Consider the following 24,800-nt stretch of genomic DNA (forward strand, 5'->3'; position numbering starts at 1 on the left):
CTCAGAGCGTGAGCTTCATGCCCACGTGGGAGGCGACGAAGCCGAGCCGCTCGTAGAACCGGTGCGCGTCGGCGCGGCGCTTGTCGGTGGTGAGCTGCGCGATGCGGCAGCCGCGGTCACGGGCGCGGGTCAGGGCGTACGCCATGAGGTCGCGGCCCAGGCCGGCGCCCCGGCGGTCGGCCCGCACCCGTACGGCCTCGATGGTCATGCGGCGCGCGCCGAGGCGGCTCAGGCCCGGCGTGAACGTGAGCTGGCAGGTGGCGACGACCTCGCCGGCGTCGTCGGCCACGAGCAGCTCGTTGTTCGGGTCGGCGTCGATCTCCTCGAACGCGGCCCAGATCGCGGCGTCGACGTCCTCGCCCACCGGCGCCTCGCCGAAGCCGCGCGCGCGGCTGATGTCGTCGTCGGCGAGCAGCTGCAGCACGGCGGGCACGTCGGCGCGCACGGCGGTCCGGATCTCCATCGCGGCAGTCTAAGTTCTCCTCCGAACGGCCCTACGCGATCACCTCGGGCTCGGGCACCATGACGCCATGCATGTGCTGTTCACGCCGTTCCGGCGCCTCTACCGCGGGATCGTCTGGCTGGCCAACTCGCCGGGCACGCTGATCCTCGCGTACGCCATCCTCATCGTCGTCTGCGGCGTGCTCTACCACTTCCTCGAGCAGAAGGCGTCGATCGGCGACGCGATCTGGTGGGCGGTCGTGACCGCGTCGACCGTCGGCTACGGCGACATCTCGCCCGAGACGTGGGAGGCGCGGGTCCTCGCCGGGCTGCTGATCTCGCTCATGGTGCTGGTGGTGATCCCGCTGATCACGGCTCACTTCGCCAGCAAGCTGATCGTCGACACCGACGCGTTCCGCCACGAGGAGCAGGAGGAGCTCAAGAACAACCTGCGCCGCGTGCGGGTGCTGCTCGAGGCGATCGCGGAGCGAGAGGGCATCACCTTGCCGGACAGCGCAGGCCCTCCTGCGGCACCTTCAGATCAATCAGGTAGTCGTCGACCGCATTGACGATGCAGGGCGTGCTCGGGTACGCCGTGTGCCCCTCGCCCTCCCAGGTCAGCACGTGCCCCACTCCGAGCATCGAGGCGAGGTCGGCGGTGTTCTCGTACGGCGTGGCCGGGTCACCGGTGGTGCCGACGACCACGATCGGCGGCGCGTCGGTGGCGGCGCCCGCCGGGTACGGGTCGCGCTCGCCCGGCCAGACCGCGCACGGCAGCATGCCGACCGCGAGCGAGCCGCCGAACAGCGGGTACTTCCTGCGCCACTCGCCCTGCAGCCGGCGCACCTCGTCGATCGTCGGCGCCTGCTTGGTGTCGGCGCAGTTGACCGCGAGGTTGGCGTCGAACAGGTTGCTGTAGGACCCGTCGGGTTTGCGCTCGGCGTACTGGTCGGCGAGCGTGAACACCCCCTTGGCGTTGCCCTGCCGCAGGTCGGCGATGGCGCCGGCCAGCTTGGCCCAGCCCGACTCCGTGTACAGCGACGAGATCACCGCCACGAAGATCCAGCCCGGGGTCGCCTTGCGCCCGTCGGAGCCCGCCACCGGCTTGGTGGCCGCGCTCGCCAGCGCGTCGGTGACCGCCTTGCGCGCGTCGGCCGCGATCGGGCACTTGCCGGGCGTCTGCTTGCACCAGGCGGTGAAGTTGGTGAACGCGCGCTCGAAGCCCTTGGCCTGCGTCTCGGAGCCCTCCACGAAGCTCTGCGCGGGGTCGACCGCGCCGTCGAGCACCATGGCGCGCACGTTGCGCGGGAAGAGCTGGGCGTACGTGGCGCCGAGCAGCGTGCCGTAGGAGAAGCCCAGGTAGCTCAGCTTGTCGTCGCCGACGGCCTGGCGCAGCGAGTCGATGTCGCGCGCGGCCTGCTCGGTCGAGAAGTACGGGAGCTGGTCGCCGTACTTGGCCCCGCACCCGCTCGCGATGCGCTTGTTCAGCGTGACGAGCTTGTCGAAGTCGGCCTGGCTCACCGGGTCGGGCGGGGCGGCGAAGCTCGCGTCCTGGTCGCTGGGGCTGATGCACTTGACCGGGTCGGAGCGGCCGACGCCGCGCGGGTCGAAGCCGATGATGTCGAACTTGCCGGTGACCTCGGCGGGCAGCCCGCCGAACGCCTCGCCGAACGACAGGTAGACCGCGGTCTCGATGCCGGAGCCGCCCGGACCGCCCGGGTTGAGCAGCAGCGAGCCGATGCGCCCCTGCTGCTTCGACGACCGGATGCGGATCATGGCGATGCCGTACGTCTCGCCGTTGTTCCGGTCGTTCCAGTCGCGCGGCACGGTGACCTTGGCGCAGTCGTACGTCATGCCGGGCGCGCTCTGCCCCACCAGCTGCTCCGGGATGTCCGGGCACGGCTGCCAGTCGGCCGTGCCGCTGCCGCCCGGAGCCGTGGACGCGCCCGGCGCGGGCGTGGAGCGGGCCTGGTCGGAGCCGTTGGGCGCGAAGGCCGGAACCGTGCACCCGGCGGCAACGGCCATGATCGCGGCGAGGACGACGACGACCAGGCGGGAGCGACGCTGCACGATGGGGACCTTTCGACGGCGGGGTGCTGAAACGAGGCTATCCGGTCGATCCGGCCGTTCGCCCCTCAGCGGCTCGTGAGCACCTCGGCCAGGTTGAACTGCACGGGCCGTTCGAGCTGCTCATAGGTGCACGTGCGCGGATCGCGATCCGGGCGCCACCGCTCGAACTGGGCCGTGTGCCGGAACCGCACACCCTCCATGTAGTCGTAGCGCACCTCGACCACGCGCTCGGGCCGCAGCGGCGTGAACGACAGGTCCTTGCCGTTGTTCCACCGGCTCACCTCGTTCTTGCGCGGCGTGCGCTCGCCCTGCTCGTGGGCCGCCCAGTTCCACGGGTGCCCCTCGAACGTCGTGACCAGCGGCTGCAACTGGAGGAACAGCTCCTCGCGCACCGCCATCGGGAACGAGCCGATCACCCCGACGCTGGCCAGCACACCACGCTCGTCGTACAGCCCCAGCAGCAGCGACCCGATCCGGTCCTCGCCCGACTTGTGCACCCGGTAGCCGGCCACCACGCAGTCCGCGGTCCGCTTGTGCTTGATCTTCGTCATCACCCGCTTGTCGGGCTGGTAGGTCAGGTCGCGCTCCTTGGCGATCAGCCCGTCGAGCCCTGCGCCCTCGAACTCGGCGAACCAGCGCGTGGCCGTCTCGAGGTCGTCGGTCGCCGGGGTCACGTACACCGGCGGTTTCGCGTCCTTGAGGGCCTCGGCCAGCCGGTCGCGGCGCACGCTGAACGGCAGCTCGGTCAGGTCCTCGTCGCCGATCGCGAGCAGGTCGAACGCCACGAAGCTCGCCGGCGTCTGCTCGCTGAGCAGCCGCACCCGGCTGGCCGCCGGGTGGATGCGCTGCTGCAGCGCCTCGAAGTCGAGCATGTTGCGCTCGGTGTCCGCCACGATCACCTCGCCGTCGATCACCGCCCGCTCCGGGAAGTTCGCCAGCACGGCCTCGACGACCTCCGGGAAGTACCGGGTCATCGGCTTCTCGTTGCGGCTGCCGATCTCCACCTCGTCGCCGTCCCGGAAGATGATCGACCGGAACCCGTCCCACTTCGGCTCGTACACCTGCCCCGGCGGGATCGCCGCCACGGGCTTCGCGAGCATCGGCTTGACCGGCGGGTTGATCGGCAGCTCCATGGCCTCAGTGTGCCGTCTTCACGCGTCCCCGGTGGCCCCTGTGGACCCGATTTCCCTGATCGGATCTTCACCGGCCGGGCACACCCAGTACGCCCACCCGTCCAGCTCCCTCGCCGCCAGCGGATGCGTGCTCGGGTGATGCGGGCACGGGGGCCAGTTCGTCGGCCGCTCCAGCCGCCACAGCGCCTCGACCGCCCACTCCTGCACCTGATCCGCCACGTGCGCGATCTGCTCCCCCGCCGGCCTCCCCAGCTCGACCCGGATGCCCATCCCCATGCCGGCCGGATCCCAGACCACCGCCGTCGCATCGCCCGGCATCGGGTTCTCCCAGCCCTCGTCGACGACCTTCAGCCGTACGCCCCCGGGCCCCTCCAGTTCCCGCAACACCGGCGCAAGGGCCGCCGTCAGCTCTGGATGCATGCCTTCAGTCTGCGCGGCGACGCCAGCCCTTTTCCGCCCGTCGCCCACTCCCGCGAGCCACCCGCCCACTCCCGCGAGCCACCCGCCCACTCCCGCGAGCCACCAGCCAGCCCACCAGCCAGCCCACCCGCCCTGGGGGCCGCCACCCTACCTCGACGGCGAGCGCGGCAGCCGCGTTGTCCACAGCCCACGCAGCACCCGTGCCGCACCGCGCCATCACACAGCCCAAGCCCACGCCACACGGCGCGCTCGCTGACCGGAATCAACGCCGCCCACCAGCCAGCCCACCCGCCCTGGGGGCCGCCACCCTACCCGCGACGACAACCACGGCGATCGCGTTGTCCACAGGCCCCGATTGGACAGGCACACCGGCCGCGTCGTCCACAGGCTCCCGGATCAAGCCGGGCGCACCAGCCGCGTCATCCACAGGGCTCCTGGATCAGGCAGGACGCACCGCCCGCGTCGTCCACAGGCCCTCGGATCAAGCGGAACGCACCGCCCGCGTCGTCCACAGGCCCCCGGATCAGGCGGGGCGCCCGGCCCCCTCGTCCACAGGCCCCGCACTCACCCCAACGAAGCGCTAGCCTCCCGCAACTCCTCCAGCGCAGCCACCGTATAGGGCGCCAGCGCATCATCCCCCCGCCCACGCTCCGACCACTCGGCGTACCCCCGCTTGAAGGCCAGCACCCCCAACTCCCCCGCCAGCGCCGCGGCCGCCCCCGGCACCCCGCGCTCCAGCAGCGCAGCCGTCATGGCCGCCGCCATCCCCACGCTTTTCAGGGCGTCCCGTTCCTGCAGCTCGGCGCTGGCGGCCACCGCCGCCTTGAGCCGCGGCCCGAGCTCGCGGTTCATCGGCCCCATCGCGTCGGAGGCCCGCGCCAGCCCGGCGGCTACCGCTTCGAGCGGCTTGGCGTCCGCCGGCGCGTCGGCGATGCCCTCGGCGAGCAGCCGGCTCAGCGTCTCCTGCCCGGCCACCAGCAGTTCGCGCTTGTCGGGGAAGTGCCGGAAGAACGTGCTCTTGGTGACTCCGGCCCGTTCGGCGATCTGCGCGACGGTGGTGGCGTCGTATCCCTGCTCGACGAAGAGGTCGACGGCGGCCACGACGAGCCGGTCGCGCGCGCCTGGTTCCCACCGAGCCATGCGGACCAGTCTAAGCGACGGGACCTTTGTCCCATCACCGTGGTAGCGTGACGGGACAAGAGTCCCATCACTCGCGGGAGCGTTCCATGCACGTCTTTCTCACCGGCGGCACCGGCCTGATCGGCACCGCCGTCGTCGCCGAGCTGCTCGGCAACGGCCACACCGTCCTCGCGCTCGTCCGCTCCGACGCCTCCGCGGCGGCCGCCGAGGCAGCGGGCGCCGAGACGATCCGCGGCGGGCTCGCCGACCTCGACGTGCTGCGCGCCGCCGCGGCCCGGGCCGACGGGGTGATCCACCTGGCCTTCGGCAACGACTTCAGCACCGCCGACGCCGTCGCGCGGGCGATGGCCGAGGAGGGCGCGGCGTGCGCCACCCTGGGTGAGGAGCTCGCCGGCAGCGGGCGGCCCTTCGTCACGGTGTCGGGCACCCCGTGGATCCCGGGCCGCGCGTCGACCGAGGCCGACCCGCTGCCGACCGACGGGCTGGTGGGCGGGCGCGGCCGTACGGTGACCGCGGTTCTCGACCTGGCCGGGCGCGGGGTACGCAGCACGGCCGTCCGCATGCCGCGCACGGTGCACAACCAGGGCCGAGGCGGGTTCGCCGGCCTGCTCACCGACTTCGCCCGGCGCACCGGGGTCTCGGGCTACCCGGGCGACGGCACTCAGCGCTGGCCCGCCGTGCACGCGCTGGACGCTGCCGTGCTGTTCCGGCTGGCCCTGGAGAAGGCGCCGGCCGGCTCCGCGTGGCACGCCGTGGCCGATGAGGGCGATGCCGTACGGGACATCGCGGCCGTGATCGGGCGACGGCTGGGGCTTCCGGTGCGGTCGGCGCCCGAGGAGACGTACGGCCCGCTCGGTCCGATCTTCGCCACCGATCAGCCGTCGACCAGCACCCACACCCGGGAGGCGCTCGGCTGGCAACCCACGCACCCCAGCCTGCTGGCGGACCTCGAGAACCTGGCGGCTCCCGGCGCAACGGTGTAATCATGTAATCAACGTTGCACGAGGAAACGAAGTCGGGGAGGAAGTCATGCGATTCCGCACCGCACCACCGGGCCGGGTCGAGCCGCCGAACGCGGACGACGCCGCGGCCTGGATCACCGGCGCGATCCCGGACGGCTGGTTCACCGAACGGCCCGAGATCGTCGTCGACCGCGACGAGATCATCATCTGGGGCCGGGTCACCGATCCCGAACTGGGTGGCGAGGCGACCGACGCCGACCGGGCCGCCGCCCAGGCGGGCCGCATCAACCAGTTCCGCGAGGACACCCGGGAGGGCCGCATCCGGGTGGCCCGCCAGATCGAGCACCGCTACCAGCGCAAGGTCGCGTGGGGCGTGCGCTGCGGCGACACCAACGAGCTGTTCACCCATCTGGCCGCCCCGGTCATGACGCGTCTGCGCCAGCCCGAGCGGCAGATCCTCGACACGCTCGTCGACGCCGGCGTGGCTCGCTCCCGCTCCGAGGCGCTGGCCTGGTGCGTCAAGCTGGTCGGGCAGCACACCGACCAGTGGCTGTCCGACCTGCGCGAGGCGATGACCCGCGTGGACGAGCTGCGCAGGCAGGGTCCGGACACGGTCTGAGCAAAAGCTAGGGTGACGGGGTGCTACGAGAGGTCACCGCGATCCGGTACGTCACCCCGTTGCGTGAGGGCGGCTCGCTGCCCGGCGTGGTCGAGGCCGACGACCTCGGCACCTACGTGGTGAAGTTCCGCGGCGCCGGGCAGGGCCCCCGCGCGCTGGTGGCCGAGGTGATCTCCGGTGAGCTGGCCCGCCGGCTCGGCCTGCCGGTGCCGGAGCTCGCCGTCGTGCAGCTCGACCCGGTCGTCGCGCGCGCCGAGCCCGACGAGGAGGTCCAGGAGCTCATCAAGGCAAGCGCCGGGGCCAACCTGGGCATGGACTTCCTGCCGGGCGCCCTCGGGTACGACCCGGTGGCGCACCCGGTCGACCCGGTGCTGGCGTCGCGGGTGGTGGCGTTCGACGCCTTCGTCGAGAACGTGGACCGCAGCTGGCGCAACCCCAACCTGCTGATGTGGCACCAGCAGCTGTGGATGATCGACCACGGCGCGACGCTGTACTTCCATCACAACTGGCCACGTGCCGCGAACGTCGTTCACCGTGCGTACAAGTGGGACGACCACGTCCTGAAGCCGTACGCCACCGCGCTGGCCACCGAGGGCCCGGCGCTCGCGGCCCGGCTCACGCCCGAGCTGCTGGCCGAGGCGATCGCCGAGGTGCCCGACGAGTGGCTGGACGACGCCGAGCGCGACGCCGAGCAGGCCCGCGAGGCGTACCGGAACCATCTGACCGCCCGCGCCGAGCGCCCGGAGGCGTGGCTGCCGTGAGGGTCCCGTACGAGTACGCCGTGATCCAGGCCGTGCCCCGCATCGAGCGCGGCGAGGTGCTCAACGTGGGCGTGGTGCTCTACTGCCAGCGCCGCGACTTCCTGGCCGCCCGCACCGACCTGCGCGAGGACGTGCTGCGCGCGCTCGACCCGCGGGCCGACGTGCCCGCCATCCGGGCCGCGCTGGACTCGTGGGACGCGACCTGCACGGGCGCGGGCGCGGCAGCGGACATCAGCCAGGGCGAGCGGTTCCGGTGGCTGGTCGCCCCGCGCAGCACTGTCCTGCGCGCCGGGCCGGTGCACATGGGGCTGGCGGCCGACCCGTCCGAGGAGCTCGACCGCCTGGTGACCCTGCTCGTGAGCTGAGCGGGCGCTACGCCGCGGGCCGCTGCGAGCCCGCGAACTCGACGGGCGAGGGCACCGACGTCTCCGTGTCGAACGCGACCAGGAACGGGGGCCGGCTCTGCGTGGCCATGTAGATGCGGCCCACGTACTCGCCGAGCAACCCGAGGCAGATCAGCTGGATGCCGCCGAGCAGCAGGACCGCGATGTAGAGCGACGTCCAGCCGGGCACGACCCCGCCGCTGGCCCACGCGATCAGGCCGGTGACGATCAGCACCAGGCACAGCACGAAGCTCAGCACGCCCAGCCACGTGGCGATCTTCAGCGGCGCGGCCGAGAAGCCGGTCACGCTGTCGAAGGTGAGCCGGATCATGCGGCTCAGCGGGTACTTGGTCTGCCCGGCGACCCGCTCCTCGCGGACGTACGCCACCTCGGCGCTCGAGAAGCCCAGCGACGGCACGACGAGCCGGTAGACCGGCCGCGGCTCGGGCAGCTCGTTGAGCACGTCGACCACGGTGCGGCTCATCAGCCGGAAGTCGCCGGCCTGGTCGCTGACCCACGGGCCGACCATCCGCCGCATCATCCAGTAGTAGACGCCGGCCGTGTTGCGCTTGAACACCGTGTCGGTGCTGCGGTCGCTGCGCACGCCGTAGACCACGTCGACGTTCTCGCTGCGGGCCTTGGCCAGCATCTCGCCGATCGTCTCGGGCGGGTCCTGCAGGTCGGCGTCGATGCTGACGACGTAGTCGCCGCGCGCGGAGCGCAGCCCGGCCCGCAGCGCGGTCTGGTGGCCGACGTTGCGGCGCAGCGAGACCACGCGCAGCTCGGGCCAGTCGGCGCGCAGCTGCAGCAGCCGCGACACCGTGGCGTCGGTGCTGCCGTCGTCGACGGCGACGACCTCGTACGACACCCCGAGTCCGTCGAGCACCGGCCGCAGCCGGGCCACGAAGTGGTCGACCGCTTCGCGCTCGTTGAACATCGGGGTGACGACCGACAGCGTCACCGAGGACACGAGGCTCTGCGGCGGCATGGGCGACCTCTCCTGATAGCTCTGGCGTCAAGGCCGTTTCGCCCCATTAATCATGAATGCGATTCGTCCTTCTCGTCGGCCGAAGAGACTAGCCGGTCCCCGCAGCCTTGTGCGCGCCAGGCTCTGCCGAATTTCCCCGGGAAACCAAATTCTCGACGACGTACCGCAGCCCGCCCCGAGAAGTTTGCCAGCCCGTCGACGAGCTGACGACCCACCGTTCACCCAGTTCGGGGGCGAACGTGTCGCCGTTGACAACCAGATCGATCCGGGTGCGGACGACGTGCCCGGCGTACGGAAGGAACGCCCGGTACACCGCCTCGCCGCCCATGATCCACAGCTCGGGGCCCAGCCCCAGCGCCTCGTCCACCGAGTGGACCACCGAGGCGCCCGCCGCCGACCAGGACGGGTCACGGGTCAGCACGACGTTGCGCCGCCCGGGCAACGGCCGGAACCTCTCGGGCAAAGAATCCCAGGTCGCGCGGCCCATCACGACCGTGCCGCCCGTGGTGAGCTCGCGGAACATCGCCTGGTCCTCGGGGAGCCGCCACGGGATCGCGCCGTCCGCGCCGACCACCCGGTCGTGTGCCTCGGCCCAGATCAGGTGCACGGTCATACGGCGACGGGGGCGCGCAGCGCCGGGTGGTGCCGGTAGCCGACCACCGTGAAGTCCGAGGAGTCGTAGTCGAACAGCGACGCCGCCGGCGCGAGCTCGAGCCGCGGGAACTCGTATGCCTCCCGGCTCAGCTGCTCGGTGACCTGCTCGACGTGGTTGTTGTAGATGTGACAATCGCCACCGACCCAGATGAAGTCCCCGGGCAGCAGCCCCACCTGGTCGGCGACCATGCGGGTGAGCAGCGCGTAGCTGGCGATGTTGAACGGCACGCCCAGGAAGAGGTCGGCGCTGCGCTGGTAGAGCTGACACGAGAGCCGGCCGTCGGCGACGTAGAACTGGAACATCGCGTGGCAGGGAGCGAGCGCCATGTCGGGCAGCTCGGCCACGTTCCACGCCGAGACGATCATGCGGCGCGAGTCGGGGTCGCGGCGCAGCGTGTCGAGCACCTGGCTGATCTGGTCGACGTGCCCGCCGTCGGGCGTGGGCCACGAGCGCCACTGCACCCCGTAGACCGGGCCGAGCTCGCCGGACTCCGAGGCCCACTCGTCCCAGATCGTCACGCCCTGCTCGCGCAGCCAGCCGACGTTGCTGTCGCCGCGCAGGAACCACAGCAGCTCGACGGCGACCGACTTGAAGTGCACCCGCTTCGTGGTGATCAGCGGGAAGCCGGCCGACAGGTCGTAGCGCAGGCGCTCGCCGAAGACGCTGACCGTGCCGGTGCCGGTGCGGTCGCTCTTGGGGGTGCCGCTGGTGAGGACCCGGCGCAGCAGGTCCTCGTACTGGGTGTCCACGGGCATGGCAGCCAACCTACCCGCCGCGCGGCCCGGCCCGGTGCCGTGGCGGGGCCGAGTCGCGCGGCGTGCCCGGTGCGGCCGGCAACCGGGCCGGCGCCCTCCCCAGATGGCGTACGGGAAAGGACGTCAGCTGGCCCAGGACTCGGCCATCTGCGGGATCTGCTGGTTGAGCGCGTGCAGGTCCTGCTGCTGGCCGGGCGCGGGCACCGTGCCGCTGTGCACGACGAACCCGAGGTCGGCGCCGAGCTGCTGCCAGCGCTCGTAGAGCACCTGGTCCTGCAGCACGGCGCGGACATCCTGGTGCGCCGAGCGGAGTTCCTCGACGGCCGTCTCGTAGCGGGCGACCCGCGACTGCAGGTCCAGAGTCTCGTACGTGGTCATGCCGTCAGGTTAGCGAAAGATGAGTAGTTTTATTCGCTTTTCAGCTTGCCTGCGATGCGGATGATCCGCTGCGCCATGTGGTCCAGAGCGGCCAGTTCGGCGTCGGTGACCGGCGCGTCGTTGCTGCCGCCGGTGACGTGCGAGACGCCGTACGGGTTACCGTCCGCGAACTTCAGCGGGTCGGTGTAGCCGGGCGCCACGACCACGCCGCCGAAGTGGTGGATGGTGTTGTAGAGCGCCAGCAGCGTGCTCTCCTGGCCGCCGTGCGCGGTCTGCGAGGCGGTGAAGCCCGCGTACGCCTTGTCGGCGAGCAGGCCCTGCGCCCACTGCGGGCCCAGCGTGTCGAGGAACTGCTTGAGCTGGCTCGCGATGTTGCCGTAGCGGGTGGGCGAGCCGAACAGCACCGCGTCGGCCCACACCACGTCGTCGGCGGTGGCCTTGGGCTCGTCCTTGGTGCGGTCGAAGTGCTGGCTCCAGGCCGCGTTCGAGGCGATGGCCTCCTGCGGGGCGAGCTCGGCCACCTGGCGCAGCCGCACCTCGGCGCCGGCCTTCTGCCCCGCCTCGTGCAGGCGCTCGGCCATCTTGTGGATCGTGCCGGTGGACGAGTAATAGATGATCGCCAGCTTGACGTCGGCCACGACGAAGTCCTCCCTTGAAGAAATCTGCTTGCTCAGTCAAGCGAAGTCCCCGGGAGGCCGGGTTCGAAACGGCTAAACCCGGAGTTCCCCGCCGTGCGGCCCGAAGGCGTCGGCGTTCTCGTCGTCGAACCAGTGGCCGTCGGTCGCCAGGTAGCGGAACTGGTAGCTGCCCGGAGTGACGGTCACGCTGACCGTCCGGGTGCCGTCGCGGCGCGGCTTGAGCTCGTGCCGGCCCGGCTCCCAGCCGTTGAACGTGCCCACCACGCTCACCGGGCCGGCCGGCTGGTTGACCGGCAGGCAGAAGGTCACCCGGGTCTTGTTGCCGAAGAGTCGGCTCCTCTTGATCATCAAGACCTCCACTACTCGGGCTTCCATCCTTACAACGGCCGGGAGCGATACGGGTGACGGCGCGCCGCATAGGCTTTTCCCATGCACCCGGAGCCCACTGACGAACTGCGGACCGCCACCTTCCGCGACCTGGACACCACGAGCCTCTACGCGATCCTCAAGCTGCGGGCCGACGTCTTCGTCGTCGAGCAGCAGTGCGCGTACGGCGACCTCGACGGACGCGACGACGAGCCCGGCACGCGCCACCTGTGGTTCACCCGGGACGGCGAGGTCAGGGCGTACGTCCGCATCCTCAACGACGGCGACGTGGAGCGGATCGGCCGCGTCGTGACCGCCAAGACCGCCCGCGGCGCCGGGCTGGCCGGCCGGCTGATGGAAGAGGCGCTGACGATCATCGGCAACCGCCCGAGCGTGCTGGACGCCCAGGCGTACCTGGTGGACTTCTACGCCCGGTACGGCTTCCGGCCGACCGGCCCCGAGTTCCTCGAGGACGGCATCCCGCACGTCCCGATGCGCCGCGAGCCCTAGGGAAGCGCGGCGACGATCTCGCTGACCGAGCGGCGGCGGCCCGTGTAGAACGGGACCTCCTCGCGCACGTGCCGCCGCGCCGTGGATGCGCGCAGGTCGCGCATCAGGTCGACGATGCGGTGCAGCTCGTCGGCCTCGAAGGCCAGCAGCCACTCGTAGTCGCCCAGCGCGAACGAGGCCACGGTGTTGGCCCGCACGTCCGGGTAGCCGCGCGCCATCCGGCCGTGCTCGGCGAGCATCTGGCGGCGCTCCTCGTCGGGCAGCAGGTACCACTCGTAGGAGCGCACGAACGGATAGACGCACAGGTACGGGCGGGCCTCCTCGCCGGCCAGGAACGCCGGCAGGTGGCTCTTGTTGAACTCCGCCGGGCGGTGCAGCGCCATCTGCGACCACACCGGGGCCAGGTGCCGGCCCAGCCCCGTGCGGCGGAACAGCGAGTACGCCTCCTGCAGCGCGTCGGAGGAGCTGGAGTGCCACCACACCAGCACGTCGGCGTCGGCGCGCAGCCCGGACACGTCGTACGTGCCGCGGACCGTCACGTCCTTGGCGGCGAGCTGCTCGAACAGCCCGTCCACCTCGCCGGCCAGCTCGTCGCGCAGCGCCGGCAGCGGCGTCTCCGCCCGGAACACCGACCACATCGTGTAGCGGATCGTCGCGTTCAGCTCGTTGATCCGCGCCGCGTTCGTCTGCTCGCTCACTTCGCCTCCCATGTGTTGCTCACGTCTTCGGCGGCGCGCACGCCGCTGGCGACACAGGCCGGAATGCCGACCCCGTCGAACGCCGCCCCGGCCAGCGCCAGCCCCGGCGGCAGCGCGGCGCGTGCCGCGGCCAGCCGGTCGCGGTGCCCCGGCGCGTACTGCGGCAGTCCCCCGCCCCAGCGTTGCACCCACGCGGCGACCGGCGGCGGCAGCGGCCCGCCGATCAGCTCGCCGAGCTCGCGCCGGGCGCGCTCGGTCAGCGCCGCGTCGTCGAGCTGCAGCTGCTCTTCCTCGCCGGCCCGCCCCAGCGACACACGCACGATCACCGGGGCGCCGTCGGGCCGGGCCCACTTGCGCGTGACGAAGGTGGCCGCCTTGACCAGCGTGCCCTCGCTCGGCGGCACCAGGAACCCGCTCAGCACGGGCAGCGGCGTGCCCGGCGGCAGCGCCAGCGCGACCAGCGCCACGCCGGCGTAGTCCAGCCCGCCGACGGCCTCGGCCGCGTCCGGCGCGATCGGGGCGAGCAGGCGCGCGGCCGGCTTGGCGGGGACCGCGAGCACCACGGCGTCCACGTCGTCGGTCTGCGGAGCCGGCACCGGGCCCAGCAGCAGGCGCCAGCCGTGGGCGGTGCGGGCCAGCTCGCGTACGGGAAGACCCAGGCTGATCCGTGCGCCGCTGGCCGCGGCCGCCGCGCCCACCAGCCGGCTCAGGCCGCCGTCGAGCGCCCCGAAGACCGGCTGCCCGGGTGTGCGCTTGCTCGCCGCCTGTGCGGACCGCACCGCGTCGCGCAGGGTGTGCTCGACCCGGGCCGTACGGGCCAGCTGCGGCATCGTGACCTCGAGCGAGAGCCGGTCGGCGCGCCCGGCGTAGACGCCGCCCAGCATCGGGTCGACCAGGCGGTCGACGACCTCGTCGCCGTAGCGGTCGCGCACCAGCCGGCCGACCGCGACGTCCTCGCCCTCGGCCAGCAGCGGACGCCCGGCGTCGGCGTCGTGCGCCGCGTCGGCGTGCGCGACGCCGTCCAGCTTGCTCAGATCACCCGGGACGCCGACGAGCGTGCCCGCGGGCATCGGCGCGAGCCGGCCGCCGAACGCCAGCGCCGCGGGAACCTTGGCGGGGTGCACGAGGGCGCCGTCCAGGCCCAGCCGCCGGACCAGCGACACCGCGGCCGACTCGGCGCCGTCGCTGCCCGTCATGAGGAACGACTCCGCGCCGCGCTCGACGGTCACGCCGGCCAGCTCGCCGGTGCGCAGCTTGCCGCCCAGCGCGCCGCTCTGCTCGTACACGATGATCTCGGTGTCCGGCGCGCTCACGTCCCGCAGGCGCACGGCGGCCGCCAGCCCGGCGATGCCGCCGCCGATGACCGCAACCCGCTTCCGCACCCTTCCAGCCTTCCAGGTGTTTCCCCATCCCGTACGGCCAGGGTGGCCCGATGTGAGCTAGCGCGCGGACGCCTCGTGCACGTGGGCCACCAGCCGGGTCAGGATGTCCGGGTCGGTCTCGGGCATGACCCCGTGGCCCAGGTTGAACACGTGGCCCGGCGCCGCCCTGCCCTGCTCGAGCACCCGGTCGGCCTCGCGGCGCACCACGTCCCACCCGGCGAACAGGATCGCGGGGTCGAGGTTGCCCTGCACGGCACGCTCCGGACCGACGGCCCGGGTCGCCTGGTCCAGGGGCGTACGCCAGTCGACGCCCACCACGTCCGCGCCGGCCTCACCCATCGCGCCCAGCAGCACGGCCGTGCCCACTCCGAAGTGGATGCGCGGCACACCGGCGTCCGCCAGGCCGCCCAGCACCCGGGCGGAGTGCGGCAGCACGTACTCGCGGTAGTCGGCCTCGCTGAGCGCGCCCGCCCACGAGTCGAACAGCTGCACCGCGCTCACGCCCGCGTCCACCTGGGTCCGCAGGAACGCCAGCGTGATGTCCGCGAGGCGGGACAGCAGCGCGTGCCACAGCCGCGGGGCGCCGTACATCATGGCCTTGGTCTTGAGGTAGGTGCGCGACGGGCCGCCCTCGATCAGATAGCTGGCCAGCGTGAACGGCGCCCCGGCGAAGCCGATCAGCGGGGTGGCGCCGAGCTCGCCGACGAGCAGGCGCACCGACTCGGCCACGAAACCGACCTCGCCCGCGCTGATCGGGCGCAGCCGATCGAGATCGGACTCGGCGCGGATCGGCTCGGCGACCACCGGGCCGGTGCCCGCGACGATGTCGAGATCGATGCCGGCCGCCGCGATCGGCACCACGATGTCGCTGAACAGGATCGCCGCGTCGACCTGGTGGCGGCGCACCGGCTGCAGCGTGATCTCGGTGACCAGCTCGGGCCGGCGGCACGACTCCAGCATCCCGACGCCCTCGCGGATCTTGCGGTATTCGGGCAGGGACCGGCCCGCCTGACGCATGAACCAGACCGGGGTGTGCGGCACGTCCCGGCGGCGGCAGGCCCGCACGAAGGGCGAATCGTTCAAGACGGAAGTCACCGCGCCATCGTGCCACGACACGCGCGGCGCGCCGATCGACTACGGACAGCGCGCGGCGGCATAGTCTTCCCCCATGGCGTCCCCCTCCGCTGTGCCCGAAGCGTTCGCCCGCGCGGTCGACGCTCTGCGGGCCGCGACGCCACGGGACGAGATCCTGCTCGAGGAGATCGCCGCCCCGCAAAAGCTTGCGCCGTACGCGTTCGCGCTGTCCGCGACCGTGCTGCGCGGCGGCGACGAGGTGGCCGGCGGACGGCTGATCCTGCTGCACGACCCGGCCGGGCACGAGGCGTGGCACGGCGACATCCGGCTCGTCACGCTGGTCACCGCGGAGCTCGAGGACGACCTCGCCGGCGACCCGATGCTGTCGGCGGTGGCGTGGACCTGGCTGACCGACGCGCTCGAGCAGCACGCCGCCGCGTACACCGCGATCGGCGGCACCATCACCCAGACGACCTCGACCCGCTTCGGCGAGCTGGCCGGCCCGGCGCCCACCGCCGACCTCGAGGTGCGCGCCTCGTGGACGCCGACCGGCGACGACTTCGGCGCCCACCTGCGCGGCTGGTGCGCGATGCTGGCCTCCACGGCCGGGCTGCCGCCGCCCGGGGTGTCAGCGCTGGGCCACCGGCAGCACGTGGGCTAGCAGACCTTCAGGGCGTCGCAGGCCGTCCTGATCGGAATGGCCAGGCCGATGCCCTCGGCGTCCTTGGCCTTGGCCGTGGCCACGCCGACCACCTGCTCGTTGGCGTTGACCACCGGGCCACCCGAGTTGCCCGGGTTGATCGGCGCGTCGAACTGGATCGTCGGCCCGTCGGCGTCGTCGGGCCGGTAGGCGCTGATCACGCCGGTGGTGACCGAGTCGTCCAGACCCAGCGGCGCGCCCACGACCACGACCTGCTGGCCCGGCTTGACCTGCGCGGTCGAGGCCTGCAGACCGGCGATCCGCTGCCCGGCCCGCAGCAGCGCCAGGTCCTTGCCCTTGTCGACCTTGACGATCGTGGCGGTGATCCGGGTGGAGCCGCGCTCGAGCGACACCCGCCGGCCGCCGCCGGTCCACGTCTCGGCGACCACGTGGTAGTTCGTGACCAGGTTGGCCTGGTTGCCCGGCGCCTTGCCGACCGAGAACGCGGTGCCGGTGAAGCCGCCCGCGCGCACCCGGAACACGCTGGGCAGCACGCCCGACGAGACGCCCTCGGGGTCGAACATGCCGGCGAGCTGCTTCTCGAGCCGGTCGGTGCGGGTCTGCTCGGCCGACAGCACGGACGCGAGGTCCTGGTTGTGCCGGCTCATTCCCTCGATCCGGTACGCCTGCCACCCCGCCACCAGCGCCAGCAGGACCACCAGGCCGATCACCAGCGGCTTGCGGCGACCGGCGGGGGCGCGCTGCGGGAGCGGTCCGGGCTCGGCCGTCCGGGGTGCCACGTCCGCGTGCCAGGAAGGCTGCTCGCCCGGCTGCGCCGCGGGAGCCCACCCGCGGTGCCGTTGCTGCGGGACGGGCGCGGCCTGCTCCCAGCGCTGCTCGCCCGGCCGGCGGTCCTCGACCCCGAGCCGGCCCGCTTCCGCGCGCTGGTCCGACGCCCCGCGCCGGCCCGCGCCCGCGTGCTGGTCGTCGGCCCAGCCCTGCTCACCGGCCCAGCGCGGGTCCTCGACCCACTGCTGCTGCCCCCACGGGTCGGCCGCCGGCTCACCCCACGGGTCGGCCGCCGGCTCGTTCCAGCGGCCCCCACCGTCCGCGGGACGCTCGTCGGCGCGGCGCCGCCCGTCGTATCGGCGCTGCTCACCCGAGCCCGCAGGGGTGAACGGTTCGTAGGTCATGGTCATCCGGCGCGGCCTCCCGGGTATCGGCGCTGCGGGAGGTAGTACGGAGAAAACCGCCCGCCGGATCAGTCCCGTTGTCGATCGAGAAACGGCGCGCCGGTACCCGGCTGCAAGCAGCCGGGGACACCTCCCCGTACGGTTACGGAGTGACCGACGAAGCACCCCTGCGCCGTCGGGACACGCCGGAGCCCGAGAGGGACGGACGACCGCACGCCGACTCGCCCGACCCGACGTCTGGCGGTCCCGAGCCCGTTCCGCTCCCCGCGGACCCCACCGCCGCCACCGCGGCCCCCGTCCTGCCCACCGCCGACGCCGTCCCGTCCGCCGAGCCCGCCGCGGTCGCCGCGGTCGCCGCTTTCGCCGCCGAGCCCACCACGGTCGCCGCCGAGCCCGCTGCGTCCGCCGCGGATCCCGCTCCGGCCGCCGCCGAGCCGGTTCCGCTGACGGCTCCGCGCGAGGGCACGCCGCGCCCGGTGGAGACGCCCGAGGAGCTCGCCGACGTCGTGCGCCGCATGATCGCCGGTTCCGGCCCGGTCGCGGTCGACGCCGAGCGCGCCTCCGGCTACCGCTACACCCAGCGCGCCTACCTGGTGCAGCTGCGCCGCGCCGGCGCCGGGACCGTGCTGATCGACCCGCTGCCCCTCGACGACCTGCGCACCCTCGACGCCGCGCTGGCCGACAGCGAGTGGGTGCTGCACGCCGCCAGCCAGGACCTCGCCTGCCTGGCCGAGATCGGCATGAAGCCCCGCCGGCTGTTCGACACCGAGCTGGCCGCGCGGCTGGCCGGCTTCGAGCGCGTCGGCCTGGCGGCGCTCACCGAGCAGCTGCTGGGCTATTCGCTCGAGAAGCACCACTCCGCCGCCGACTGGTCGACCCGCCCGCTGCCCGAGTCGTGGCTGACGTACGCCGCGCTCGACGTCGAGCTGCTCACCGACCTGCGCGACCACCTGGCCGCCGAGCTCGACCGGCAGGGCAAGTCCGCGTGGGCCGCCGAGGAGTTCGCCGCGCTGGTCGCCAGCGCCGACCGCCCGCCCCGGGTACGCCCCGACCCCTGGCGCCGGACCTCCGGAATACACCGTGTCCGCGGCGCCCGCGCCCAGTCGCGCGTACGCGCCCTCTGGTACGCCCGCGACGGCGTCGCCGCCCGCCGCGACTCGGCCCCCGGCCGGGTGCTGCCCGACTCCGCGATCGTCGCCGCCGCCGAGGCCGACCCCAAGGACGAGCGCAGCCTGCTGGCCATCGCCGGCTTCGGCGGCCGCTCGGTGCGCCGCCTGGCCCGCGTCTGGCTCGACGCGCTCGACGAGGCCCGCGCCCTGCCCGACGACGCCCTGCCCGTCAACCAGCCCGTCGAGGGCCCACCCCCGCCGCACCGATGGGCCGAACGCGACCCGGTGGCCGCCGCCCGCCTGGCCCGCTGCCGCGCGGTCGTCGTAGCCACCGCCGAGGCCCACCAGCTGCCGCCCGAAAACCTGGTCAGCCCCGATTTCGTACGCCGTCTCGCCTGGTCCCCACCCGACGAGATCACCCCGCAGACCGTGGGCGACACCCTGCGCGGCTTCGGCGCCCGCAACTGGCAGATCACCCTGCTGGCCGACCAGCTGGCCACCGTCCTACCCGCCCCGACGGCGTGACCCGCGGGCAGCGCCCGACCGCCTGCCCGCGCCCCGCCCACACTCCCTGACCGCGGCCCGCGCCCCGCCCAGCCGTGCCCGCTGGACCGCCCAGCCGTGCCCGCGCACCGCCTTGCCGCGCCCGCGCACCGCCCTGCCGCGCCCGCGCACCGCCCTGCCGCGCCCAGGGACCGCCCTGCCGCGCCCAGGGACCGCCCTGCCGTGCCCGCGCATCGCCCTGCCGTGCCCGCTGGACCGCCCTGCCGTGCCCGCGCCCTGCCCAGCCGTGCCCACGGACCGCCTGCCGTGCCCGCGCCCCGCCCCACACTCCCTGACCGGGCATCGCCCGCCGCGCCGTGCCCGCGCACCGCCCAGCCGCGCCTTCGCACCCCCAGCCATGCCCGCGCACGGCTCGCCGCTCTGCCCGCTCCGGCTGCCTACCCGCTCTGGCCGCGCACGGCTTGACCCCGCCCCGCGCCCACCGCCGTGCCCGCGCACCGCCCCGCGGCACCGCGCACCGCCACGCCACGCCCACCCCCGCGCACCGCCTGCCCGCCGGCCTCGAACGCACAGCCACCCGAAGCGGCATCCCGCCCACACGCCGCCCGAAATGCGGCTTTTGCGGGTGGGCCACCGCCTCCCCCGCCCACCCAGGGACGGGGCCGAACCTACGCCCCCGCCACCCCGCCGCCCGGGTTTTCCACAGCCGAGAATGTGCCGACTTACCCGAAGTTCCCGGGCCCGACGACCTTGGCCGCACCGTCGTCCCGCCCGCAGCGCGCACACTGCCCATATCCGGCGCCATCCGGGTTGTAGCGCCGCACCCATTTGTGCCACCCGATGCGGCACCTGAACGGCTTGCCCATAGCGTGAAGCTACGCCCGCCGCGAGATCGACTCTTTCCCCCGAACGGTCCAGCCCCGAGGGCGAGGTCTCCGGTGATCGGCGAGCGCCGCGACCGACTCCCCGGGATGCTGGAACAGGACGCGCCGCGCGACGGCTCTGTGAAGTTCCCCGGAGGCGGTGGCACGCCCTAGTTACTGGCGAGTAGCATTCACTCACCACCGCCCTAGGAGGTCCCGTGCCCCGTGAAGTACGCGAGGTCGTCTTCGTCGACGGCGTCCGCACCCCGTTCGGCAAGGCGGGCGGCATGTACGCCGAGACCCGCGCCGACGATCTGGTCATCCGCTGCATCCGCGAGCTGCTGCGCCGCAACCCCCAGCTCCCGCCCGACCGGGTGGACGAGGTCGCCATCGCGGCCACCACCCAGATCGGCGACCAGGGCCTGACGATCGGCCGCACCGCCGCGCTGCTGTCCGGCCTGCCCAAGACCGTCCCCGGCTACGCGATCGACCGCATGTGCGCGGGCGCCATGACCGCCGTGACGAACGTGGCGGGCGGCATCGCGATGGGCGCCTACGACGTGGCGATCGCCGGCGGCGTCGAGCACATGGGCCGGCACCCGATGGGCGAGGGCGTCGACCCCAACCCGCGCATCCTGGCCGAGAAGCTGGTCGACCCGTCCGCGCTGGTGATGGGCTCGACGGCGGAGAACCTGCACGACCGGCTGCCGCAGATCACCAAGGAGCGCGCCGACCGCTACGGGCTCAACTCGCAGCTGAAGACGGCCAAGGCGTACGCGGACGGCAAGCTGCAGCCCGACCTGGTGCCCGTCGCGATCCGCAGCGCCGAGCAGGGCTGGGGCCTCGCGACCGCGGACGAGGCGCCGCGCGAGACCTCGATGGAGAAGCTCGCGACCCTCAAGACCCCGTTCCGCCCGCACGGCCGGGTGACCGCGGGCAACGCGGCCGGCCTCAACGACGGCGCCACCGCCGCCCTGCTCGCGAGCGAGGAGACGGCGCGCGAGCTGGGCCTGCCCGTCGCGATGCGGATGGTGTCGTACGGCTTCGTCGGCGTCGAGCCCGAGATCATGGGGTACGGCCCGATCCCGTCCACGGAGAAGGCGCTCAAGAAGGCCGGCCTCACGATCGACGACATCGGCCTGTTCGAGCTGAACGAGGCGTTCGCGGTCCAGGTGCTGGCGTTCCTCGACCACTACGGCATCGCCGACGACGACCCGCGGGTCAACCCGTGGGGCGGCGCGATCGCCATCGGCCACCCGCTCGCGTCCTCGGGCGTACGCCTGATGACGCAGCTCGCGCGGCACTTCGCCGAGCACCCCGAGGTCCGCTACGGCCTCACCGCCATGTGCATCGGCATCGGCATGGGCGGCACCGTGATCTGGGAGAACCCGCTGTGGGAGGCGAAGTGATCGAGCACCCGAACGAGGTCGTCACCAAGGCGCTCGTCCGCCTCGTGCAGGTCGGCGACCGCAAGGCCGCGTTGATCACGCTGGACAACGGGCTCGACTACAAGAAGCCCAACAGCTTCGGCCCCGGCGGCCTCGCGTCGCTCGACGAGGCGATCACCAAGGCGACCGAGGCGGAGCCGGCGTTCATCGCGATCACCGGCAAGCCGTACATCTTCTGCGTCGGCGCGGACATCACCGGCATCCCGCTGCTGCAGAGCCGCGAGCAGGCCGTCGAGCTCGGCGAGCTGGGCCACCGCGTGTTCGCCCGGCTCAAGAACTCGACGATCCCGACCTTCGCGTTCATCAACGGCGCTGCCCTGGGCGGCGGCCTCGAGGTCGCGCTGCACTGCCATTACCGTACGGTCTCCGGCGGCGCGGCGGCCCTGGGCCTGCCCGAGGTCGCGATCGGCCTGATCCCCGGCTGGGGCGGCAGCCAGCTGCTGCCCAACCTGATCGGCGTGCCCGGCGCGGCCCAGGTCATCCTGCAGAACCCGCTCACCCAGAAGGTGCTGCGTCCGAAGGAGGCGGTCGAGCTCGGCGTCGCCGACCAGCTGTTCGAGCCCGCCGACTTCCTCGAGCGCTCGCTCGAGTGGGCGGCCGCGGTGGTCGACGGCAAGGTGACCGTCCAGCGGCCCGAGGTCGACAAGGACATGTGGGAGGGCGTGCTGTTCTTCGCCAAGCAGCAGCTCGACGAGAAGCTGCACGGCGCGGTCCCGTCCGCCAACAAGGCCCTCGAGCTGCTCGCCCTCGCCAAGGACGCGACCTTCTCCGACGGCACCGCGGCCGAGACGCAGGCGCTCGCCGACCTGATCCTGGGTGACGAGTCGAGGGCCAGCCTGTACGCCTTCGACCTGGTGCAGCGGCGGGCCAAGCGGCCGGTCGGCGTGCCCGACAAGTCGCTGGCCCGCAAGGTCACCAAGGTCGGCATCGTCGGCGCCGGCCTGATGGCCTCGCAGCTCGCGCTGCTGTTCGCGCGGCGGCTTCAGGTCCCGGTCGTGCTCACCGACCTCGACCAGGCCCGCGTCGACAAAGGCGTGCAGTACGTGACCGGCCAGATCGACAAGCTGGTCGGCAAGGGCCGCCTCGACGAGGGCACGGCCGCCAAGCTGCGCGGCCTGGTCAGCGGCTCGGTCGACAAGTCGGTCTTCGCGGACGCGGACTTCGTGATCGAGGCGGTCTTCGAGAACCTCGACCTCAAGAAGCAGATCTGGGCCGAGCTCGAGAAGATCGTCACGCCCGAGGCCGTCCTCGCGACGAACACCAGCTCGCTGTCGGTGACCGAGATGGCCGCCGACCTCGAGCACCCCGAGCGGGTCGTCGGCTTCCACTTCTTCAACCCGGTCGCCGTGCTGCCGCTCCTCGAGATCGTCAAGGGCGAGCGGACCGACGACGCGACGCTGGCCACGGCGTTCGCGGTGGGCAGGGAGCTCAAGAAGTCGTCCGTGCTGGTCAAGGACGCCCCGGCGTTCGTGGTCAACCGGCTGCTCACCCGGGTCACCAGCGAGATCTTCCGGGCCATCGACGCCGGCACCCCGCTCGAGGTGGTGAACGTGGCGATGGACCCGCTGGGCCTGCCGATGCGTCCCATCGCGCTGCTGCAGCTCGTGGGGCCGGCCGTCGCGTACCACGTCGGCGAGACGCTGCACCGGGCGTTCCCCGACCGGTTCGCCGAGTCGCCGAACCTCAAGAAGATCGTGGACTCCGGGCTGCCGGTCATGGTCGACGACGAGATCAACCCCGCCGTGGCCGAGCTGGTGGCGGGCGGCTCGGAGCCGCTGACGGCCGAGGACGTACGGCGGAAGGCCCTCGACGCTCTGGCCGAGGAGATCCGCATCATGCTCGACGAGGGCGTGGTCGCCGAGCCGCAGGACATCGACCTATGCATGATCCTCGGCGCCGGCTATCCGTTCCACCTGGGCGGCGTCACGCCGTACCTGGACCGCAGCGGCACCTCCGAACGGGTGACCGGCAAGCGGTTCCTGCCCCGGGGCGTCGCGAGCCTGCCCGCCTGACGTTCCCGCCGCCGACGTCCCGCGCCCTGCCCCCGGGCGCGGGACGTCGCCCTTTTCGCCCGTACGACCCGTCTCACCTCGCAGAACGGCTGACGTGCGAGATCATCGGCGGCCGCTAGGCTCGGCCGGTACCCGATCTCTGGAGCGCTTGATGTCGCAGCCCCCGTACCCCGGCCAGCCGTACCCCGGCGAGTCCTCCTCCGGCCAGCCGCCGTACCAGCCGCCCGCGGGGCAACCCGACTACCCGCCGACCACCCCGTACCCGTCCTCCGGCCAGCCTTCCTACGGGCAACCGTCGTACGGTCAGCCCTCCTACGGTCAGCAGCCCGAGTACGGCCAGACGCCGCCGCCACCCCCGCCGCCGTACGGGCAGCAGTACGGCCAGCCGCAGTACGGCCAGCAGCCCGGATACGGCCAGCAGCCCGGATTCGGCCAGCCCGGCTTCTCGCCGCAGCCGCCCCCGAAGCGGAAGTCCAAGGTCCTCCCGATCGTCCTGATCTCGGTCGCGATCGTGCTGGTGCTCTGCGTCGGCGGCGTGGTCGCGCTCTACATGATCGGCAAGAACCAGATCGACGACACCACCGTCACCGGCGTCACCACCACCGCGCCGACCGGGACGACCGGCGACCCCGCGCCCGAGCCGACGACCGCGACCGTACGCATCTCGGAGCCCACCAAGCTGGGCGGCCGCGACAAGCTGACCTCCAACCGCTTCGACGCGATCGCCGAGCAGCTCAAGAACGGCCTCGCCGACGTGCCCGGCGCCACCGACACGGTCGGCGCGCTCTACGGCGACGTGGCCGACCGCGACATCGTCATCCTCGCCGCCGCCGAGGCCCCCATCCCCGACCCGCAGAAGGAGCTCGACGCCACCTTCACCGGCGCCGGCATCGGCGGCCTGAAGATCGACAAGATCTCGAACGCCCCCACCGGAGCGCTGGGCGGCGCCGCCAAGTGCGGCGCCTCCGAGACCTCGGACATCGACCTCGCGATCTGCGCGTGGGCGGACGAGGGCAGCGTCGGCATGTTCATCTGGTACTTCAAGTCGGTCGGCAGCGCCAAGTCCGAGTTCCCCAAGCTCCGCGCCCAGGTCGAAAAGAAGGACTGACCCTGTCAAGCATGGCCGCCGCGGCCTCCAAAAATGAACGTTATACTCCACCCAACTTAACCGAGGGGGCGGTCGACTCCACCGGCCGCCCCCTCGCGTGTTGCACCAAGGCCATGCTCAGCGGCCAGGCGCGAATCAAGACGCAATATAGCGTCCTTCAGTACATCCATCGCCGCCATGACTTCCCCATGCGCCTCGGTCTTACTGGCGAGGTCGTTCCATGCATTCATAATTGGAGCCCACCAACTTTCCGAAGCGCGAAAGCTATCGGATAGCCGCCGGAACTCATCGAGTCGCGCCATGTTCAAATCCTGGTCTGGATGGCGATCAAAATGCAGTAGAGCGACAAGCATAGGGTCCGAGTATACTGTTTCCTTCATATACCGGAGACGCTCTGTTAGTGCCTTATCAGCCCTCGAAGCTGCCGCAATCTGACGCGCGTCTTCCGCTACTGAAACGCGGACTTCGGCAGTTAGGTCCCGAAACGTGCCTTGCCTACTGTCGACCGGGACACCAAGGCAAGCGTTGATTGCATCTTCGAAGCTTCTTG

At 72.5% G+C, this 24,800-nt stretch carries 27 protein-coding genes; 11 read left to right on the forward strand and 16 right to left on the reverse strand.

The annotated features are described in order from the left end of the window. Position 1: 1 nt before the first annotated feature. Positions 2–463 (reverse strand): N-acetyltransferase family protein, encoded by a 462-nt coding sequence (locus ACSNN8_RS05245; RefSeq protein WP_436647256.1) that lies wholly within the window; start codon positions 461–463, stop codon positions 2–4. A 67-nt stretch (positions 464–530) separates the two neighbouring features. On the opposite strand from ACSNN8_RS05245, the gene ACSNN8_RS05250 reads away from it, so the two are divergent. Beyond that, complete coding sequence (locus ACSNN8_RS05250; RefSeq protein WP_436647257.1) at positions 531–1,010, forward strand: potassium channel family protein; 480 nt, start codon at positions 531–533, stop codon at positions 1,008–1,010. Here the strand turns inward: ACSNN8_RS05250 and ACSNN8_RS05255 are convergent. The 4 genes from ACSNN8_RS05255 to ACSNN8_RS05270 form a co-directional block, all read right to left on the reverse strand. Further along, positions 940–2,466 (reverse strand): alpha/beta hydrolase, encoded by a 1,527-nt coding sequence (locus ACSNN8_RS05255; protein ID WP_436649416.1) that lies wholly within the window; start codon positions 2,464–2,466, stop codon positions 940–942. The genes ACSNN8_RS05250 and ACSNN8_RS05255 overlap by 71 nt on opposite strands. Before the next feature lie 110 nt (positions 2,467–2,576). Continuing rightward, complete coding sequence (locus ACSNN8_RS05260) at positions 2,577–3,644, reverse strand: ATP-dependent DNA ligase (protein ID WP_436647258.1); 1,068 nt, start codon at positions 3,642–3,644, stop codon at positions 2,577–2,579. A gap of 18 nt (positions 3,645–3,662) precedes the next feature. Then, positions 3,663–4,064: a hypothetical protein gene (locus ACSNN8_RS05265; protein ID WP_436647259.1), complete on the reverse strand. Its 402-nt coding sequence runs from the start codon at positions 4,062–4,064 to the stop codon at positions 3,663–3,665. A 564-nt stretch (positions 4,065–4,628) separates the two neighbouring features. Then, positions 4,629–5,204: a TetR/AcrR family transcriptional regulator gene (locus tag ACSNN8_RS05270; RefSeq protein ID WP_436647260.1), complete on the reverse strand. Its 576-nt coding sequence runs from the start codon at positions 5,202–5,204 to the stop codon at positions 4,629–4,631. An 86-nt stretch (positions 5,205–5,290) separates the two neighbouring features. Between ACSNN8_RS05270 and ACSNN8_RS05275 the strand changes: the two genes are divergently transcribed. From ACSNN8_RS05275 to ACSNN8_RS05290, 4 genes are read left to right on the forward strand one after another with little or no spacing between them, the layout of a single operon-like run. Then, positions 5,291–6,187, forward strand: a complete 897-nt coding sequence (locus ACSNN8_RS05275) for an SDR family oxidoreductase (protein ID WP_436647261.1) — start codon at positions 5,291–5,293, stop codon at positions 6,185–6,187. Between the two features lie 46 nt (positions 6,188–6,233). Next, positions 6,234–6,785 carry a hypothetical protein gene (locus ACSNN8_RS05280; RefSeq protein ID WP_436647262.1) on the forward strand — a complete coding sequence of 184 codons (552 nt, stop codon included), beginning with the start codon at positions 6,234–6,236 and terminating at the stop codon, positions 6,783–6,785. 20 nt (positions 6,786–6,805) lie between these two features. Further along, entirely contained in the window at positions 6,806–7,546 is a 741-nt protein-coding gene (locus ACSNN8_RS05285; RefSeq protein ID WP_436647263.1) for a HipA family kinase, read from the forward strand. Beyond that, positions 7,543–7,911, forward strand: a complete 369-nt coding sequence (locus ACSNN8_RS05290; RefSeq protein ID WP_436647264.1) for a DUF3037 domain-containing protein — start codon at positions 7,543–7,545, stop codon at positions 7,909–7,911. The genes ACSNN8_RS05285 and ACSNN8_RS05290 overlap by 4 nt, the downstream gene beginning before the upstream one ends. 7 nt (positions 7,912–7,918) lie before the next feature. Here the strand turns inward: ACSNN8_RS05290 and ACSNN8_RS05295 are convergent, their stop codons facing one another. The 6 genes from ACSNN8_RS05295 to ACSNN8_RS05320 all read right to left on the reverse strand — a co-directional run bounded on the left by ACSNN8_RS05295 (position 7,919) and on the right by ACSNN8_RS05320 (position 11,691). Continuing rightward, positions 7,919–8,917 (reverse strand): glycosyltransferase family 2 protein, encoded by a 999-nt coding sequence (locus tag ACSNN8_RS05295; protein WP_436647265.1) that lies wholly within the window; start codon positions 8,915–8,917, stop codon positions 7,919–7,921. Positions 8,918–9,005: 88 nt separating this feature from the next. Continuing rightward, complete coding sequence (locus ACSNN8_RS05300) at positions 9,006–9,530, reverse strand: dihydrofolate reductase (protein ID WP_436647266.1); 525 nt, start codon at positions 9,528–9,530, stop codon at positions 9,006–9,008. Then, complete coding sequence (locus ACSNN8_RS05305; RefSeq protein WP_436647267.1) at positions 9,527–10,327, reverse strand: thymidylate synthase; 801 nt, start codon at positions 10,325–10,327, stop codon at positions 9,527–9,529. Before ACSNN8_RS05305 ends, ACSNN8_RS05300 begins: the two co-directional genes overlap by 4 nt. 123 nt (positions 10,328–10,450) lie before the next feature. Continuing rightward, complete coding sequence (locus ACSNN8_RS05310) at positions 10,451–10,705, reverse strand: hypothetical protein (RefSeq protein ID WP_436647268.1); 255 nt, start codon at positions 10,703–10,705, stop codon at positions 10,451–10,453. A gap of 29 nt (positions 10,706–10,734) precedes the next feature. After that, positions 10,735–11,343: an NAD(P)H:quinone oxidoreductase gene (wrbA, locus tag ACSNN8_RS05315; protein WP_436647269.1), complete on the reverse strand. Its 609-nt coding sequence runs from the start codon at positions 11,341–11,343 to the stop codon at positions 10,735–10,737. Between the two features lie 72 nt (positions 11,344–11,415). Next, a complete protein-coding gene (locus ACSNN8_RS05320) occupies positions 11,416–11,691 on the reverse strand; it encodes an isoamylase early set domain-containing protein (RefSeq protein WP_436647270.1) in 276 nt (91 codons plus the stop codon). 81 nt (positions 11,692–11,772) lie between these two features. On the opposite strand from ACSNN8_RS05320, the gene ACSNN8_RS05325 reads away from it, so the two are divergent. Continuing rightward, the gene (locus tag ACSNN8_RS05325; protein ID WP_436647271.1) at positions 11,773–12,219 is read left to right on the forward strand and encodes a GNAT family N-acetyltransferase; all 447 of its coding nucleotides are present in this window, start codon (positions 11,773–11,775) and stop codon (positions 12,217–12,219) included. Here the strand turns inward: ACSNN8_RS05325 and hemQ are convergent. From hemQ to hemE, 3 genes are read right to left on the reverse strand one after another with little or no spacing between them, the layout of a single operon-like run. After that, positions 12,216–12,917 (reverse strand): hydrogen peroxide-dependent heme synthase, encoded by a 702-nt coding sequence (gene hemQ, locus ACSNN8_RS05330; RefSeq protein ID WP_436647272.1) that lies wholly within the window; start codon positions 12,915–12,917, stop codon positions 12,216–12,218. The genes ACSNN8_RS05325 and hemQ overlap by 4 nt on opposite strands. After that, positions 12,914–14,299 (reverse strand): protoporphyrinogen oxidase, encoded by a 1,386-nt coding sequence (hemG, locus tag ACSNN8_RS05335; protein ID WP_436647273.1) that lies wholly within the window; start codon positions 14,297–14,299, stop codon positions 12,914–12,916. The genes hemQ and hemG overlap by 4 nt, the downstream gene beginning before the upstream one ends. Positions 14,300–14,356: 57 nt before the next feature. Further along, the gene (hemE, locus tag ACSNN8_RS05340) at positions 14,357–15,394 is read right to left on the reverse strand and encodes a uroporphyrinogen decarboxylase (protein WP_436647274.1); all 1,038 of its coding nucleotides are present in this window, start codon (positions 15,392–15,394) and stop codon (positions 14,357–14,359) included. Between the two features lie 73 nt (positions 15,395–15,467). Between hemE and ACSNN8_RS05345 the strand changes: the two genes are divergently transcribed. Next, entirely contained in the window at positions 15,468–16,034 is a 567-nt protein-coding gene (locus tag ACSNN8_RS05345) for a DUF3000 domain-containing protein (protein WP_436647275.1), read from the forward strand. On the opposite strand, the gene ACSNN8_RS05350 is transcribed toward ACSNN8_RS05345, so the two are convergent. After that, on the reverse strand, positions 16,031–17,212 hold the full coding sequence (locus ACSNN8_RS05350) for a trypsin-like peptidase domain-containing protein (RefSeq protein ID WP_436647276.1): 1,182 nt from the start codon (positions 17,210–17,212) through the stop codon (positions 16,031–16,033). The genes ACSNN8_RS05345 and ACSNN8_RS05350 overlap by 4 nt on opposite strands. Before the next feature lie 437 nt (positions 17,213–17,649). On the opposite strand from ACSNN8_RS05350, the gene ACSNN8_RS05355 reads away from it, so the two are divergent. The 4 genes from ACSNN8_RS05355 (at position 17,650) to ACSNN8_RS05370 (ending at position 24,250) form a co-directional block, all read left to right on the forward strand. Next, positions 17,650–18,840, forward strand: a complete 1,191-nt coding sequence (locus ACSNN8_RS05355; protein ID WP_436649418.1) for a ribonuclease D — start codon at positions 17,650–17,652, stop codon at positions 18,838–18,840. A 1,060-nt stretch (positions 18,841–19,900) separates the two neighbouring features. Then, positions 19,901–21,091 carry a thiolase family protein gene (locus tag ACSNN8_RS05360; RefSeq protein ID WP_436647277.1) on the forward strand — a complete coding sequence of 397 codons (1,191 nt, stop codon included), beginning with the start codon at positions 19,901–19,903 and terminating at the stop codon, positions 21,089–21,091. Continuing rightward, positions 21,088–23,142, forward strand: a complete 2,055-nt coding sequence (locus ACSNN8_RS05365; protein WP_436647278.1) for a 3-hydroxyacyl-CoA dehydrogenase NAD-binding domain-containing protein — start codon at positions 21,088–21,090, stop codon at positions 23,140–23,142. Before ACSNN8_RS05360 ends, ACSNN8_RS05365 begins: the two co-directional genes overlap by 4 nt. A gap of 151 nt (positions 23,143–23,293) precedes the next feature. Next, entirely contained in the window at positions 23,294–24,250 is a 957-nt protein-coding gene (locus ACSNN8_RS05370) for a hypothetical protein (protein WP_436647279.1), read from the forward strand. A 56-nt stretch (positions 24,251–24,306) separates the two neighbouring features. Here ACSNN8_RS05370 and ACSNN8_RS05375 read toward each other — a convergent pair whose 3' ends face one another. Further along, positions 24,307–24,603, reverse strand: a complete 297-nt coding sequence (locus ACSNN8_RS05375) for a hypothetical protein (protein ID WP_436647280.1) — start codon at positions 24,601–24,603, stop codon at positions 24,307–24,309. Positions 24,604–24,800 lie beyond the last annotated feature (197 nt).

Origin of the sequence: Actinoplanes sp. URMC 104, from assembly GCF_051386375.1 — a bacterium.
Classification (GTDB): domain Bacteria; phylum Actinomycetota; class Actinomycetes; order Mycobacteriales; family Micromonosporaceae; genus Actinoplanes.

What these genes read in the sequence shown, in the direction of transcription:
- ACSNN8_RS05245 (WP_436647256.1), bottom strand. Translation starts at nt 463, where the DNA reads ATGGAGATCCGGACCGCCGTGCGCGCCGACGTGCCCGCCGTGCTGCAG.
- ACSNN8_RS05250 (WP_436647257.1), top strand. Translation starts at nt 531, where the DNA reads ATGCATGTGCTGTTCACGCCGTTCCGGCGCCTCTACCGCGGGATCGTC.
- ACSNN8_RS05255 (WP_436649416.1), bottom strand. Translation starts at nt 2,466, where the DNA reads ATGGCCGTTGCCGCCGGGTGCACGGTTCCGGCCTTCGCGCCCAACGGC.
- ACSNN8_RS05260 (WP_436647258.1), bottom strand. Translation starts at nt 3,644, where the DNA reads ATGGAGCTGCCGATCAACCCGCCGGTCAAGCCGATGCTCGCGAAGCCC.
- ACSNN8_RS05265 (WP_436647259.1), bottom strand. Translation starts at nt 4,064, where the DNA reads ATGCATCCAGAGCTGACGGCGGCCCTTGCGCCGGTGTTGCGGGAACTG.
- ACSNN8_RS05270 (WP_436647260.1), bottom strand. Translation starts at nt 5,204, where the DNA reads ATGGCTCGGTGGGAACCAGGCGCGCGCGACCGGCTCGTCGTGGCCGCC.
- ACSNN8_RS05275 (WP_436647261.1), top strand. Translation starts at nt 5,291, where the DNA reads ATGCACGTCTTTCTCACCGGCGGCACCGGCCTGATCGGCACCGCCGTC.
- ACSNN8_RS05280 (WP_436647262.1), top strand. Translation starts at nt 6,234, where the DNA reads ATGCGATTCCGCACCGCACCACCGGGCCGGGTCGAGCCGCCGAACGCG.
- ACSNN8_RS05295 (WP_436647265.1), bottom strand. Translation starts at nt 8,917, where the DNA reads ATGCCGCCGCAGAGCCTCGTGTCCTCGGTGACGCTGTCGGTCGTCACC.
- ACSNN8_RS05300 (WP_436647266.1), bottom strand. Translation starts at nt 9,530, where the DNA reads ATGACCGTGCACCTGATCTGGGCCGAGGCACACGACCGGGTGGTCGGC.
- ACSNN8_RS05305 (WP_436647267.1), bottom strand. Translation starts at nt 10,327, where the DNA reads ATGCCCGTGGACACCCAGTACGAGGACCTGCTGCGCCGGGTCCTCACC.
- ACSNN8_RS05310 (WP_436647268.1), bottom strand. Translation starts at nt 10,705, where the DNA reads ATGACCACGTACGAGACTCTGGACCTGCAGTCGCGGGTCGCCCGCTAC.
- ACSNN8_RS05320 (WP_436647270.1), bottom strand. Translation starts at nt 11,691, where the DNA reads ATGATCAAGAGGAGCCGACTCTTCGGCAACAAGACCCGGGTGACCTTC.
- ACSNN8_RS05325 (WP_436647271.1), top strand. Translation starts at nt 11,773, where the DNA reads ATGCACCCGGAGCCCACTGACGAACTGCGGACCGCCACCTTCCGCGAC.
- ACSNN8_RS05345 (WP_436647275.1), top strand. Translation starts at nt 15,468, where the DNA reads ATGGCGTCCCCCTCCGCTGTGCCCGAAGCGTTCGCCCGCGCGGTCGAC.
- ACSNN8_RS05350 (WP_436647276.1), bottom strand. Translation starts at nt 17,212, where the DNA reads ATGACCATGACCTACGAACCGTTCACCCCTGCGGGCTCGGGTGAGCAG.
- ACSNN8_RS05370 (WP_436647279.1), top strand. Translation starts at nt 23,294, where the DNA reads ATGTCGCAGCCCCCGTACCCCGGCCAGCCGTACCCCGGCGAGTCCTCC.
- ACSNN8_RS05375 (WP_436647280.1), bottom strand. Translation starts at nt 24,603, where the DNA reads ATGCTTGTCGCTCTACTGCATTTTGATCGCCATCCAGACCAGGATTTG.